The organism is Pseudomonas fluorescens (assembly GCF_003732425.1).
Classification (GTDB): Bacteria; Pseudomonadota; Gammaproteobacteria; order Pseudomonadales; family Pseudomonadaceae; genus Aquipseudomonas; species Aquipseudomonas fluorescens_BE.
Genome location: NZ_MOBX01000014.1, coordinates 930,323 through 944,713, shown reverse-complemented (window position 1 = coordinate 944,713; position 14,391 = coordinate 930,323). Strand labels below are relative to the sequence as shown.

Annotated in this window: 15 protein-coding genes; all 15 read right to left on the bottom strand. The window is 59.3% G+C overall.

All coding sequences use genetic code 11. The features are described from left to right. Nucleotides 1-4: 4 nt before the first annotated feature. The 15 genes from BK670_RS21530 to pseB all read right to left on the bottom strand — a co-directional run bounded on the left by BK670_RS21530 (nucleotide 5) and on the right by pseB (nucleotide 14,385). A complete protein-coding gene (locus BK670_RS21530) occupies nucleotides 5-1,480 on the bottom strand; it encodes a sigma-54 dependent transcriptional regulator (RefSeq protein WP_007920053.1) in 1,476 nt (491 codons plus the stop codon). A 172-nt stretch (nucleotides 1,481-1,652) separates the two neighbouring features. Then, complete coding sequence (gene fliT / locus BK670_RS21525; protein WP_123452710.1) at nucleotides 1,653-1,949, bottom strand: flagellar protein FliT; 297 nt, start codon at nucleotides 1,947-1,949, stop codon at nucleotides 1,653-1,655. Between the two features lie 11 nt (nucleotides 1,950-1,960). Then, entirely contained in the window at nucleotides 1,961-2,359 is a 399-nt protein-coding gene (fliS, locus tag BK670_RS21520; RefSeq protein ID WP_123452708.1) for a flagellar export chaperone FliS, read from the bottom strand. A gap of 130 nt (nucleotides 2,360-2,489) precedes the next feature. Then, nucleotides 2,490-3,938, bottom strand: coding sequence for a flagellar filament capping protein FliD (gene fliD, locus BK670_RS21515; RefSeq protein WP_123452706.1), 1,449 nt, complete (start codon nucleotides 3,936-3,938; stop codon nucleotides 2,490-2,492). Nucleotides 3,939-4,020: 82 nt separating this feature from the next. Continuing rightward, a complete protein-coding gene (locus tag BK670_RS21510) occupies nucleotides 4,021-4,380 on the bottom strand; it encodes a flagellar protein FlaG (protein ID WP_123452704.1) in 360 nt (119 codons plus the stop codon). 71 nt (nucleotides 4,381-4,451) lie between these two features. Then, entirely contained in the window at nucleotides 4,452-5,303 is an 852-nt protein-coding gene (locus BK670_RS21505; protein ID WP_123452702.1) for a flagellin domain-containing protein, read from the bottom strand. A gap of 242 nt (nucleotides 5,304-5,545) precedes the next feature. Then, nucleotides 5,546-5,812, bottom strand: a complete 267-nt coding sequence (locus tag BK670_RS21500) for a hypothetical protein (protein ID WP_123452700.1) — start codon at nucleotides 5,810-5,812, stop codon at nucleotides 5,546-5,548. Next, nucleotides 5,809-7,098 (bottom strand): motility associated factor glycosyltransferase family protein, encoded by a 1,290-nt coding sequence (locus BK670_RS21495; protein WP_123452698.1) that lies wholly within the window; start codon nucleotides 7,096-7,098, stop codon nucleotides 5,809-5,811. The genes BK670_RS21500 and BK670_RS21495 overlap by 4 nt, the downstream gene beginning before the upstream one ends. An 87-nt stretch (nucleotides 7,099-7,185) precedes the next feature. Beyond that, nucleotides 7,186-8,112, bottom strand: coding sequence for a ketoacyl-ACP synthase III (locus BK670_RS21490; protein ID WP_095122707.1), 927 nt, complete (start codon nucleotides 8,110-8,112; stop codon nucleotides 7,186-7,188). A gap of 226 nt (nucleotides 8,113-8,338) precedes the next feature. Beyond that, nucleotides 8,339-9,391: a pseudaminic acid synthase gene (pseI, locus tag BK670_RS21485; RefSeq protein WP_123452696.1), complete on the bottom strand. Its 1,053-nt coding sequence runs from the start codon at nucleotides 9,389-9,391 to the stop codon at nucleotides 8,339-8,341. Next, the gene (gene pseG / locus BK670_RS21480) at nucleotides 9,384-10,889 is read right to left on the bottom strand and encodes a UDP-2,4-diacetamido-2,4,6-trideoxy-beta-L-altropyranose hydrolase (RefSeq protein WP_123452694.1); all 1,506 of its coding nucleotides are present in this window, start codon (nucleotides 10,887-10,889) and stop codon (nucleotides 9,384-9,386) included. The genes pseI and pseG overlap by 8 nt, the downstream gene beginning before the upstream one ends. Then, entirely contained in the window at nucleotides 10,886-11,581 is a 696-nt protein-coding gene (pseF, locus tag BK670_RS21475; protein ID WP_123452691.1) for a pseudaminic acid cytidylyltransferase, read from the bottom strand. Before pseF ends, pseG begins: the two co-directional genes overlap by 4 nt. Then, nucleotides 11,578-12,198 (bottom strand): pseudaminic acid biosynthesis-associated methylase, encoded by a 621-nt coding sequence (locus BK670_RS21470; protein ID WP_123452689.1) that lies wholly within the window; start codon nucleotides 12,196-12,198, stop codon nucleotides 11,578-11,580. The genes pseF and BK670_RS21470 overlap by 4 nt, the downstream gene beginning before the upstream one ends. A 31-nt stretch (nucleotides 12,199-12,229) precedes the next feature. After that, entirely contained in the window at nucleotides 12,230-13,387 is a 1,158-nt protein-coding gene (gene pseC / locus BK670_RS21465) for a UDP-4-amino-4,6-dideoxy-N-acetyl-beta-L-altrosamine transaminase (RefSeq protein ID WP_123452687.1), read from the bottom strand. Further along, complete coding sequence (pseB, locus tag BK670_RS21460) at nucleotides 13,384-14,385, bottom strand: UDP-N-acetylglucosamine 4,6-dehydratase (inverting) (RefSeq protein ID WP_123452684.1); 1,002 nt, start codon at nucleotides 14,383-14,385, stop codon at nucleotides 13,384-13,386. The genes pseC and pseB overlap by 4 nt, the downstream gene beginning before the upstream one ends. Nucleotides 14,386-14,391: the final 6 nt, after the last annotated feature.

The following is a 14,391-nucleotide window of genomic DNA, read 5'->3' as shown; positions in this document are numbered from 1 at the left end:
GGCGTCAATCCTCCGCCTGTTCATCTCCATCGCGGCGGCTCATGCCGTACTTGCGCATCTTCTCGACCAGGGTGGTACGACGGATACGCAGACGTTCAGCCGCGCGCGCCACAATGCCATTGGCATCGTCCAGCGCCTGCTGAATCAGGCCCTGTTCCAGACCACCGAGGTAGTCTTTCAGGTCCAGGCCTTCCGGCGGCAGCATGGCGTTGGCGGTGAAGTCCGGCGTATGGCCATTGATCGCCACGCGCTCTTCGAGATCGCTGCGCAGGCTGTCGACCATTTGCTCGTCTTCGTCGTCGACGTAGCGGAATTTCTTCGGCAGCTCGACCACGCCGATCACCCCGTACGGATGCATGATCGCCATGCGCTCGACCAGGTTGGCCAGCTCGCGGACGTTGCCCGGCCAGCCGTGACGGCACAGCGACATGATGGCCGCCGAGTTGAAGCGGATCGAACCGCGCTTCTCATGCTCCATGCGCGAGATCAGTTCGTTCATCAGCAGCGGAATGTCTTCGACGCGCTCACGCAGCGGCGCCATCTCGATCGGGAACACGTTCAGGCGATAGTAGAGGTCTTCGCGGAAGGTGCCGATCTCGATCATGCTTTCGAGATTCTTGTGCGTTGCGGCGATGATGCGCACGTCGACGCTCTGGGTCTTGTTGCTGCCCACGCGTTCGAAAGTGCGTTCCTGCAGGACGCGCAACAGCTTGACCTGCATCGGCAGCGGCATGTCGCCAATTTCGTCGAGGAACAGCGTACCGCCGTTGGCCAGTTCGAAACGGCCGGCACGGCTGGTGATCGCACCGGTGAAGGCGCCCTTCTCATGGCCGAACAGTTCGCTTTCGAGCAGTTCTGCCGGGATCGCCCCGCAGTTGACTGGCACGAATGGCGCGTCGCGGCGCTTGGAATGGTAGTGCAGGTTGCGCGCAACCACTTCCTTGCCAGTGCCGGACTCACCGAGGATCAGCACGCTGGCGTCGGTGTCGGCAACCTGCTGCATCATCTGACGCACGTGCTGAATCGCACGGCTGGTGCCAACAAGACTACGGAATAGATTGGGTTCGCGATGACGGCCGCGCTCGCGGGCCTGGTCATACATCTCGCGATAGACCTGGGCACGGTGCAGGGAGTCGAGCAATTTGCTGTAGCTGGGCGGCATTTCGAGGGTCGAAAGCACTCGGCGACGCTGGTCTTCAGGCAGGTCAACGGAAGAATTATCACCCATTAACAAAACCGGAAGGAACTCATCCCAGGTAGAGAGTGTCTTTAGCAAGCCCAAAAGCGCGCCAGGAGCATTAACGGTCCCGATCAGTACGCAAATAACCTCACGACTAGACGACAAAGAGCCGACTGCCTGCTGCCAGTCATGGCTGCCGCAGGGTAAATTTTCTTCGCCGAGAAAATTTAGAATCACCGCCAGGTCGCGGCGGCGGACGCTATCGTCATCGATCAGCAGAATTTTGGTTTCACGCCACATGCAATAGCAACTTCCCTAGTCAACTCAATGCCCGGAATTAGGGGCAAGCGAGACGCTTGCAGGACACCATGTGCCTGTAGACGCCTGAAATCTGAAAACAGCCACTAGTTAAGTCAAAAAACCGTGCACAGTCAAATTTATGGCGCACATGTTTGGATTAACTGGGGGTTAATTAACCAAACAGATGGTAAACCTTTGCCGCCTTTTGCGCTTGGGTGATCTGCGACATCTCGTTGGCTATCGCTTGCCGCTCACCCATGGCCACCTCAAGAAGCTCCTTGTAGACATGGAGCAACTCCTCAAGATTATCGCGCAACGCGACCTCATCCAGCGCAGCTTCCGCCATGACGTCTTCCATGCAGGAACGGCAAGCCAGATCCAGCTCGCCAATGGCTTCCCAGTTGCGTTCGGCCAAGGCACTGACCAACGCTTCACGGGTATCGGCGATTCGCTGCAATACAAGACTCATGACGATCTCCTTCAGAACTGCGGCGCTGGCGTAGGAGCGATGGCATCCCAGCCTTCTTTCACCGTGCTCAGCAAGCCTGCAACCTCATCGAGAATGCGCGGGTCGCTGCTGATATTCGCCTCGGCGAGGCGCTTCATCATGTAGATGTACAGCCCGTCCAGATCAGCCAGGGTATCTGCGCTGTTTTCCAGATCGAGACCTTCACGCAGGCCGCTGACAATGCCAATCGCCTTGCTGATCGAAGTGCATTTGCCAGGAATGTCCTTGCGCTCGATGGCGCCTTTGGCCTGAGCGATACGGGCCAGACCACCTTCCATCAACATTTGCACCAGACGGTGCGGGCTCGCTTCGGACGTCTGAGCGTGTGCACCGACTTTCTGATACTGCCGAAGGGCTAACATCGGATTCATGTTCTACCTCATTGCCACAATGACTCGTATAACCAGTGTATCGCCAACGAATCACAGAACTTTAGAGCAAAAGACAAAAACCCGGCGCACGCCGATGAAGCGTAGCCGGGTTTCTGTCGTCAGCTCATGATCAGCTGCTAGACTTCTGCGCGTTCAGGCTGGTGAAGAACGAGGTGATGTTGCTCGCCGTCGCTTTCATCTGCCCGACCAACAGGTCCATGGCGTTGTACTTGGCCGTCAACGTCTTCGTCAGGTTATCAACGCGCAAGTCCAGAGCCGCCTGCTGTTTTTGCAGGGAGGTGGTCATGTTCGTCAGGTTTGAACTGCGCTGATCGAGCAGGCCGCCGGTCTTGACGTATGGATCAACCGCCGCGTTCATGCGCGCCAACAGGCCATTTTTGGCGTCGGTACCGCTGAACAACTGCTGAACCTGACCGGCCATGCCAGGCAGTTCCATACGCTTGTTGAACACCGCCGTGTCGAGCGTCAGCAAACCGGTTTTGCTGTCAGTCAGCACACCCATCTGCGACAGCACGGACAATTGCCCTTGCCCGCCAGCACCCGGATCGGTCAGTTGGGCACGCACGTCAGCCATCAACGAGCGCGGCAACGAGTCACCGGTGAACGCCGCCGAAACGGTCAGATTGCCATCGGCATCCGGCGTGGCCTTGGACAGAGTGTCGACGGTTTTCTTCAGGGTGTTATAGGCATCGATGAACGTCTGCAGCGACGTCTGGATACCAGCGGTATTGGTCGCGACCGAAACGGTCGCGGCGGTTGCCTTGCCATTGACGACAGGGCTGGGGGTCACCAGGTTCAGCGTCATGCCGCTGATGGCGCCCGTCACCGTGTTGGTCTTGCTGGTGACAGCCAGTCCGTCGATGGTCAGGCTTGCATCCTGAGCCAGTTCACCCACAGCGCCAGAGGCCCCTGCTGCAGGGGAAGCACCCATTTTCTGGGTCCCGTCGATTTCCAGACCAGCGATACCGCTGACCTGCAGGTCCATGCCCGCGCCCGTCTTGTTCGAGCTCAGTACCAGACGCGAAGAACCGCTACTGTCAGTCACGATGTTGGCGGAAATACCGTTGCTGGCCTGCGCGGTGTTGATCGCATCCCGCGTGGACTGCAGGGTGGCATTGGCCGGAATCTCAACATTGTAATCAATGCCATTCTGACTGATTTTCAGAGTACCACTCGGAATGGCACTGGCGGCACCGCCGGCAAATGCGGCACTGGCGACTTTCGAGCCGGTGGCCAGATTGTTCACGACAACGCTGTAAGTACCCGGTACGGCGGTTTTGTCCGATGTTGCACCGACAACCGCTGGCGTATCCGACGTTGCAGTGAAACCGGCAAAGGCCGGACTCGTCGCCTTGTTGAGGTCAGTCATCGCCTTCTGGTACGCCGCCAGTGCGCTTTTCAGCGAACCAACACCGGAAATCTTCAGCGAGTTGCTTTTCGTCTGAGTGTCGATCTGGGTCTGCTTGGCAGACTTGTCGGCGTTGACCAGCGCGGTCACGATCGCGCCGATGTCCAGGCCGGAACCCAGTCCGGAACCCGGTAGAATTGGACTTGCCATGTGCATCTCCCTTCAGATTGTTGCCATTCTTTTGACCGTTACCCGCGTCCTGAGAACGTACAAACATTATTCATGCCAGCTATCAGACTTTGGCGTCGAACAACACGTGGCTCGCATTGGCGAGGCTGTCTGCCAGCTTGAGGGCTTCTGCGGAGGGAATCTGTCGTACGACCTCACCCGTCTCGCTTGCGATCACCTTGACGATGACCTTCCCGGAGTGTTCATCGATGGAGAACTCCAGATTGCGCTTGATCGATTGGACGAACTTCTCGATCTCCTGCACTGCCAGTTTCAGCTTGGCGTCATCCGTGCCCTGACTTTTCTTGTCAGCGACCGGCGCATCGGCCTGCGCAACTTTTGGCGTCTCTGACGGCTTGTCAGCAACAGGTGTCGCTGGCTTGGGAGCCGGATAAGACACGTTAAGCTTTACGCTCATGTCCATGCCCATCACCTCCTAACGAAAAAAGCGAGAGAGCGCGACAAGCGCACTCCCCCGCTCAAACTCATTCCGAATTACTGAAGCAGCTTCAGTACAGCGGAAGGCAGTTGGTTGGCTTGAGCCAGTACGGAGGTCGAAGCCTGCTGCAGAGTTTGCTGCTTGGTCAGGTTAGCAGTTTCTGCGGCGAAGTCGGTGTCCTGTACACGACCCTGAGCAGCGGTGGTGTTTTCAGTGATGTTCTGCAGGTTGGAGATGGTGCTGGTCAGACGGTTTTGCGAAGCACCCAGGCTGGCGCGGGTTGCACCGATCGCAGCGATAGCGGCGTCGATTGCAGTGATCGCGTTGTCGATGTTTTGCGCAGCGCCCGAAGTGGAAGCACCGGTCAGAACAACAGTACCGCTACCAACCGACAGGCTGACGGCGTCGAACTTGGAGCTCAGTACCAGGTCGATGTGGTTAGCCGAACCGGTGTTTGCGCCCACTTGCAGGGTCACAGTACCAGCCGAACCGTCCAGCAGGTTTTTGCCGTTCAGGTTGGTCGAAGCCGAGATACGGGTGATCTCGTCGGACATCTGAGCGAATTCGGAGTTGGTAGCGGTCTGGTCAGCAGTGCCGTTGGTACCGTTACGTGCTTTAACAGCCAGTTCACGCATACGCTGCAGGATATCGGTAGTAGCTTGCAGAGCGCCTTCAGCGGTCTGAGCAACGGAGATACCGTCGTTGGCGTTCTGGATGGCTTGGGTGTTACCACGGATCTGCGAAGACATACGGTTCGAGATCTGCAGGCCAGCGGCGTCGTCTTTAGCGCTGTTGATTTTCAGGCCGGAAGACAGGCGCTGCATCGAAGTCGACAGAGCGTCGGAAGCGCGGTTCAGGTTTTTCTGAACGTTCAACGACGTGGTGTTGGTGTTTACTGTTAAAGCCATGACGAATTCCTCGTTGGTTGGGTACTGCGGCTTCCGGCCCTGGCAACCGCCGGGTATGGCCTAGAGAACCTTCGTAATAGTTATCGTCGGGTTTGCAGGTTGCTTGAGGGCTTTTTGAAAAAAATTTGCCATCACCCTGCCACCCCCCAGAAAACAAAGACTTAGCAGTACGTCAGCCGTGGAAAAATGACGTCATAAAACCGACTGCGGCGCAAACCTGCGCGCCAGTGCTGTCGGCGCACTCAGGCTGGAACACTTTCCAGTAAATCCACCAGTTCGTATTCCATAGAGTCAGCCAGGCCCAGCCAGTCCTGGCGCTCCTGACATTCGAGCATTTGCGTGAGCACCTGCGCCCACAGCAACTGGACATCAGCAGGGGCCGAAAGCAGCAACTGCTGCGCGCCTTCGAAGACATCGACCATGCTCAACCCGGCCTCGACATCCCGCCCCAGCCGGAACAACTGCGCACACTGACGGCATTCGCCGATGCATTGTTCCATCGCCGTCATTGCACAAACTCCTGATTGAACTGCGTCCCGGCGATCAGCGCACCCGCCCTGCTGCTATTGAAAAACTGAACGTGCGGATGCGCCGCAATGTAGCGCTCCAGCACACACAGATAACCACGGAAATTGAGCTGCGTACTGACCCGCTGGCCATGGCCATCGCGCACCCAATGCCGCGCCTGATTGACCGGCGGCCCCAGATCGCCGTCGCTCCAGCCGGCGTGGGTCTTGTTCATCGGAAAGGCAAAGTCAGCGCCAAAGAGCGTGATGCGAGGCGCGCCCATTTTCACGGCCAGATCCACAGCCGGGTGAATCACGCTGCCGCCGACGTGCAGCAGTGCCCGCGGATGCTGTTCACGCAACCCGGCGTACACCGGGCTGGCCGAGTAACCGCCGTAGCGCTTGCCCTTCCAGGCACGCAAAACATCAGGATCACTCATGGGCAAATACACCAGCGCAATACCGTCGGACGCTTCGAACGGTAAATGACGGAAGCTGATGCGCTGATCAATGGTCACCACCAGATCCGGGGCGATTCCGTGCTCACGCAATGGCCGATAGGCCGTGTCGACGCAGATGAACAATGGCCGCTGAGCCTGCGCCCGAATGGCTGCCAATCGTTCAAAGTGCCCTTCCAGGGTCGGACCGGTAGCGATCACATAGATTTCCCGGTCGGTGCAGGAGCCAGACAGTTGCGCCACATCGTCATCGCCGAGCAGTACCGGCAGGCAGTCCTGCAAGCGCTGTTGAATGAACGGCGACTGCGCGTCGAATTCGCGATTGTTGAACGCCAGATGGACTTCATTGACCAGCCGATCACGGATCTTCGCGTTGAAATCGTCAGCCAGCAGCATCTCGGCAGGCAAAGCGAAAAACGGCGTGAAAAAATCCGCATGATCGCCGGCGTAAAACAACTCGACACGCGGATCTTCCAGCCACTGCCGCTGATCGAGCAGTTGCAGCACCAGCGCAAACAGCGCGCCATTGAGGATGTGCACGTACAGGCGCTGCAGTCCCGCACGCTCGAGCAGCACAGTGGGTAAATCGCCGAGACCGGTGCCATAGACGTGCAACTGCGCCTTGTCGGGCAGACTGCCCGCCTGAGTCTGCGCTTCGTGGAGGCGATCGTGACGACTGGTGAGTTGAATACCGTTGACGCTCAGCGTCGAGCCAAGCCCCTCGACCAATTGGGCCGGGACGGCCGCACTGTCTTCAGCCATCAGTCGCTCGAACAGCGCCGGCCAACGCCGTTGCAACACCTCGGCATTGGCTTGAAAAAACTCGCTCATGGCGCCTCGCGCTCCCTTCCAGGCAAAAAAATAGCGTTCAAGGTTAACCTTGAACGCTATTTTTGTATCCGCCGTTTTTGCTCGGACTCAAGGACGATAGATGATCGCCGAGCCCCACGACAGACCGACACCAAACCCGCTCAGCGCAATACGCTGCCAATCGGAATCGATGACGTGTTTTTCCAGTAGCAAGGGAATGCTCGACGACACGGTGTTACCGGTCTCGACCATGTCCTTGATGAACTTCTCCGGCTCGCCTTCGAAACGCCGCGCCACGGCATCGACAATCGCCGCACTGCCCTGGTGAATACAGAAGGCGTCGATGTCGTCAGCCTTGAGGCCTGAATCATCGAGCAGCTCATGCAGGTGCGCCGGAACTTTGAGCAGCGCGAAGTTGAAGACCTGACGACCGTTCATGAAGAACACGCCATCGGTGACTTTCAGGTGCGGAGCACCGGAGCCATCGGTGCCGAACTTGGCTTTGCCCAGTGCCCAGGTCGGATCTTCGCCCATCCAGGTTGCAGTGGCGGCATCGCCGAACAGCATGGTGGTGTTGCGGTCTTCCGGGTCAACGATTTTCGAATACGGGTCGGCGGTGATCAGCAGGCCGTTCTTCAGGCCGGCGGCCTCCATGAAGCCCTTGATCGCGTAGATGCCATAGACATAACCGGAGCAGCCCAGGGAAATGTCGAACGCCGCCACGTTGGTTGGCAGACCGAGTTTGTCCTGCACGATCGCAGCGGTGTGCGGCAGGCCTTCTTCGTCACCGTTTTGGGTGACGACGATCAAGGCGTCGATCGACTCACGTTTCAGTTCCGGGTTGCTGGCAAACAGCGCATTGGCCGCTTCCACGCACAGATCAGAGGTTTCTTGCTCAGCGTCTTTGCGCGGCAGGAATGCCGAGCCGATCTTGCCAAGGATGAATTCTTCATCCTTCTCGAATTTTGCACCTTGTGCGTAATTGTCCACGCCGGCTACAGGAACGTAGCTCGCAATGCTTTTTATGCCAATCATTACGGCTTCCCAATAAAAAACAGCCCAAGACCACCGCTCGCAAGGATTTCGAGGGGCGCCGACAAACAGAAAACGGCCGCCACAACGGGCAGCCACGGGGAGCGCAAAGGGCTATCACTGGAATCGAAAACGAGCCAGGCGCCATCTCCCCGATCAATACAATACAGTGAAGATGCGCGTTATGACTCGCAGGTCACGCTATTTTGCCGAATCGGTGCAGATCGGGTTATTCGACCAACGACCAGTCCAGCGGCGTGCCGCGCTTGATCGGCGCGCGCGCGCGGCGGCCGAGGACGGCTTCGGTGTGCTTGGGCGGCAGACCGAGACCGGGGCGAATGGCGCGCAGATTGTCCCCGCTAAAGGTGTCACCGGCGGCCATGTCGGCAGTGACGTACAGCGAGCGGCGATAGACCACTGACTTGCGCTCGGCTTCAGTGGCGCCGTAATAAACCTGGCCCATGGCTTGCCAGGCACGCTCGGTTTCCACCACCAGGCTGGCCATTTCCGCCGGCTCCAGCGAGAAACTGGCATCGACGCCACCCGCTGAACGGTCGAGGGTGAAGTGCTTTTCCACCACCGTTGCCCCCAGCGCCACCGCCGCCACCGACACCCCGACGCCCATCGAGTGGTCGGACAGCCCCACCTCGCAACCGAACAATTCCCGCAGATGCGGGATCGTGCGCACGTTGCTGTTGAGCGGGGTCGCCGGGTAGGTGCTGGTGCATTTGAGCAAGACCAGATCCTTGCAGCCGGCTTCCCGGGCGGCGCGCACGGTTTCATCCAGTTCAGCGATGCTGGCCATGCCCGTGGAGATGATCAGCGGTTTGCCGGTGGCGGCCACGCGGCGAATCAACGGCAAGTCAGTGTTTTCGAAACTGGCGATCTTGTAGGCCGGCACATCAAGGCTTTCAAGAAAGTCCACGGCGCTGGCATCGAACGGCGTGGAGAACGCGAGCATGCCCAGCGCCTTGGCCCGGGCGAAAATCGGCGCGTGCCACTCCCACGGCGTATGGGCTTTTTCATACAAGTCGTAGAGCGAAGTGCCCGCCCACAGACTGCCCGGATCCTTGATGAAGAATTCACCTTCAGCCAGATCGAGGGTCATGGTCTCGGCGGTGTAGGTTTGCAGCTTCAAGGCATGCGCCCCAGCCTTGGCCGCCGCTTCGACAATTTGCAAGGCCACGTCCAGCGACTGGTTATGGTTGCCGCTCATCTCGGCGATGATGAAGGGCGGCGCATCGGCACCGATCAAGCGGTTGCCAATCTTGAAACTAGTCATGGGGGTGATCCTTCAAAACACGGGTGAACGCACAGGCGCCTTGGGTAAACCCGGCGTCGCGAAACACATTCAGTGAGGACAGATTGTCCGGCAGGACGCGAGCGCTGATGACCGTCAGTTGCGGCCAGTGCGCAGCAACAAAAGTATGGCCACGGGTCAACAGCGCCCTGCCCCAGCCGAGGCCGAAACGTCCTTGCAGGAGGTAAATCGAGACTTCGGCCTCAAAACCACGCAAGTCGTAACGCAGCACGCCGACGGCGCCATCGTCCGCCTCGGCGATCAACAGCAGCCGCTGCGGATTACGCAAACTTGCCGTCAACCAGTTGAGGTGTTGCGCCCAATCAATTACGCCTGGCTCCGGCGACCAGCGCCTTACGGCTTCGGCATTGCGCCCCTCGAACAGCAACTGCGCATCATCCAGCGTCGCCGGGCGCAACCTGAGCACCGCGCCAGCAAGCGCTGCCGCGACGCGCTCGGCGCCGCGACCATCGACCAGTTGCCGCGAGCGCTCGGCCAGGCTCTGCCGTAGAAAATGATTGGCCACGACAAAACCGACAGCATCGCGCAACTGTTCGACGCTGACCTGCTCGCGGGCGCCCATGAACACATGCGCGCCCGCTGCGGCCATCACTTCGCCGTTGACCTGCTGGTTGTTCGATACCGCGATACAGATCGTCGGCAGCCCGAGCGCCGCGCGCTCCCAACTGGTGCCGCCGCCAGCACCGATAAACAGATCGGCTTCGCTCATGCGCTGGTAAAAATCGCTGACGAAACTGTGCAGGCGCCAGTTCGGCCGCGTCTCGGCCAACGCCTGCATCTGTGCCCATGCCGGGTTGTCGGCACCGGCGACAAAGTCCACTTGCAGCTCGTTGAAATCGGCCAGCGCGAGCATCGCGTGATGGGTCTGCATCGCCGCATCGAAACCGCCGAAATTCACCAGTACCCGGCGCGCCTTGGCGTTGATCTCGATGGCCGGACAGTTGAATTCTTCACGCAACATCGCGTAGCGCGGGCCAAGTAATGTGCGGCAACCCGGCGGCAGCAGCGGCGCGTAGTTTTCACTGAGACCGGACAAATTCTGATTGAGTAAAAGATCAACGCTGTAGCGCCGGGTCGCCAGATCATCCACTGCCGCTATGCGATGTGCCCAGCGGCGTGCAGCGGTTTGCCAGTGATGATCGAGGCCGTAGTGATCGACGATGATCCAGTCGTATTCGGCCTCGCCATCGAGCAGCAGGCCCAGAGTGTCAATGTCAGCCTGCCACGGCAGCATCGATTCGATGGCTTGCTGCGGGTCTTCATCGGGGTAACGCTCAGGCAACGCAAAAGTGGCAAATCCTTCGGCACTCAGCGCCTGCAGCCGATGCCCCGGCAATTGCCGGCACGCGAACGCGACATGGCTGCCCTGCCCGCGCAACACCCGCGCCAGTGTCAGGCAGCGGGCGATATGGCCACTGCCGATGGTCGGCGAGGCGTCGGCGCGAATCAGCACTCTCATTGCAACTCTCCGCCGGCCTTTAGCGCGGCGTAAAGGTACTCGGCGCGTTTCCAGTCTTCGGGGGTGTCGATGTCCTGCACCAGGTGCCGGGGCAGAATCACCGGCAGACTGGCCGGCGAATACACCACTTCACCGCGTAACCAGGCATCGCTGCGCCCCCAGTAGAACTGACCGGCATCCTGAAATGCCTCGGGCAGATCCTGAGAACGCGTATTGCGGAACTCGGGATACAACGCGCACAAGGCACCCTGCCCGTCCAGCGTCAGCGCACGCTGCACCGGAAAGCCGAAGCTGCACACGGAAAACGCGAAAGACTTGTCGGGATGCTGCTCCAGCAAGTCGATACCCTGGCGCAGATAGCGCGCCTGCAACAGCGGCGCCGTGGCATACACGCAACAGGCGTAATCGAACGCCGGCAACTGCTGCAAAGCATGCACGATCACTGCCGCCGTACCGGTGAAATCATCGGCCAGTTCGACCGGACGCAAAAACGGCACCTGCGCACCCTGCGCGCGTGCGACATCGGCAATCTCGGCATCGTCGGTGCTGACCACGACCTGATCGAACACGCCCGACTCCAGCGCGGTGCGAATCGAACGGACAATCATCGGCACGCCGTCGAACGGCAAGAGATTCTTGCGCGGGATGCGTTTGCTGCCCCCGCGTGCGGGGATGATTGCAACGTTGCTCAAGGACGTTTTTCCAACAGGAACCAGGTGACATCGTCTGCCGGGAATTGCGGATCGCGGTGATAGACGAAACCGTAATCCAGCAGTTGCAGATCAGCATAGCGATCAAGCATCTCACCGGCAAAATCACGCTTGAACAGCTTGCCGCTGTTACCGCGATAGGACACTTCCACCGGTGCCGGGTTGTAGTACTCGGCGATCAAAATGTAGCGCTGACTCAACTCATACAACTGCGCGTATGCGGTCGGCAGCAGTTCCGGAGCCAAGTGAATCAGCACGCCTTTACTCAAGGTCATGTCGTAGCGGCGCTCGCGCGGAAAATCGAACAGCGAGCCATGCCAGATCTGCGCAATGTTCAATGCCCGCGCCTGAGCACAGGCGCTGTCATTGATCTCGACGCCGAACAGCTCACAGCGTGGCAACAACTGATGCAGCGCCTGCAAATTGTTGCCGGCGTTGGTGCCCAACTCGACCAGGCTTTCAATGCGCCCGGCGCGGCTCAACGCTTTGGCAAACAGCGCCAGATTGGCCGCCACCAGTGGTTGGCCGATATTGCGCGCAACGTACTGGTTACCGAACTCACCCTGCCAGAATTTTTCCTGCTCGCTCAGATCACGCATGACTCAGTCTCATCCACCGCTACAGCGGTATTCATTCGGTCAGTCGACGCACTTGCTCGACTACATAATCCTGCTGCTGATCACTCAGCAACGGGTACAGCGGCAAGCTGATGGCCTCGGCGTAATAACGTTCGGCTTCGGGGAAATCGCCCTCGGCAAAACCCAGGTCGCGATAGTAGGGCTGCAAATGCACGGGAATATAGTGCAGGTTCACGCCGATCCCGGCCGCGCGCAAGCCTTCGAACACCTGACGATGGCTAAGGCTGATACGCTCGGGCTGCAAGCGGATCACGTACAGGTGCCAGGCAGACTCCGCCTCTGGCTGAAGGCTCGGCAGCGTCACCGGCAAGTACGCCAGCAAGCGATCGTAACGCGCCACCAGTTCGCGACGTCGGGCGATAAATTCGTCGAGTTTGCCCAGTTGCGACAAGCCCAACGCGGCTTGCAGATCGGTGATCCGGTAATTGAAGCCCAGTTCGATCTGCTGGTAGTACCAAGGACCATGGCTGGACTCGGTCATCTGCTGCGGATCGCGAGTCATGCCATGGCTGCGCAGACGCTGCAGGCGCTCGGCCAGTTGTGGGCGATTGGTCAGCACCATGCCGCCTTCGGCGCTGGTGATGATCTTCACCGGGTGGAAACTGAACACCGTCATTGCCGCGAATTGACCGCAGCCGACCGGACGTCCTGCGTAGGACGCACCGACCGCGTGAGACGCATCTTCGATCACGGTGAAGTTGTAGCGCTCGGCCAGTTCGGCAATCTTGCGCATGTCGCAGCTCTGCCCGGAGAACGCCACCGCCACCAGCACTTTCGGCAAAGTGCCGTCCTGCTCGGCCTGATCGAGTTTCGCTTCGAGGGCGAACGCATCGAGGTTCCAGGTCAGCGGATCGATGTCGACGAAATCAACGTCGGCACCGCAATAACGTCCACAGTTGGCCGAGGCAAGAAAGGTGTTCGGCGTCGTCCACAAACGATCACCCGGCCCCAGGCCTGCGGCCAGACAGGCAATGTGCAGCGCCGCCGTGGCGTTGCACACTGCGACGGCGAAGTCAGCCTGGCACCGCTCGGCCATTGCCTGTTCGAAACGCTCGATACTCGGCCCTTGGGTCAGCCAGTCCGACTGCAGCACTTGGACGACGGCATCGATGTCTGCCTGATCGAGGCTTTGCCGGCCGTAGGGAATCATACCGAGAGCTTCGCGTGCAGATCAGCGATCTGCCCGACCGAGAGGAAGTGCGGATTGGTGTCGGAGCGGTATTCGAAATCCTCGCTCACGGCACGCCCCTGCTCGCCGAGTTTGTCGACGGCAAAATCGACATCGACGCTGGTAAAGCGAATCGACGGCTGGATGGTGTAGTGATCTTCGAACTCGAGGGTCATCCGCGCATCGTCCAGCGGCACCATCAACTCATGGAGCTTTTCACCGGGACGAATGCCGACGTTCTTGTGCGGCAGATGTTCAGCCATGCCGCGTGCCAGATCGACAATGCGGATCGATGGAATCTTCGGCACAAACACTTCGCCGCCATGCATCCGCGCAAAGCTGTCGAGGACGAACTGCACGCCGTGGTCGAGGGTGATCCAAAACCGCGTCATGCGTTCGTCGGTGATCGGCAACTCCTGAGCACCGTCGGCGATCAGCTTGCTGAAGAACGGCACCACCGAACCGCGCGAACCGGCCACATTGCCGTAGCGCACCACGGCGAAACGGGTTTCCTGCTCACCGGCAATATTGTTGGCGGCGACGAACAATTTGTCCGAGAGCAACTTGGTCGCGCCGTACAAGTTGATCGGGCTGGCGGCTTTGTCGGTGGACAGCGCCACAACCTTTTTCACGCCATTGTCGATGGCGGCGGCAATGATGTTCTCCGCGCCGTTGACGTTGGTGCGAATGCATTCGGTCGGGTTGTACTCCGCCGCCGGCACTTGCTTCAACGCCGCAGCATGCACCACGTAGTCGATGCCGCGCATGGCCTGACGCAGACGGTCAGCGTCACGCACATCACCGATGAAGTAACGCATGCACGGTGCGTTGAACGTCTGCTGCATCTCGTACTGTTTGAGCTCGTCTCGGGAGAACACCACCACGCGCTTGGGCTGGTATTGCTCAAGCAGGCGGGCGATGAATTTGCGCCCGAACGAACCCGTGCCGCCGGAGATGAAAATCGATTTACCGTTGAACATAGGCTG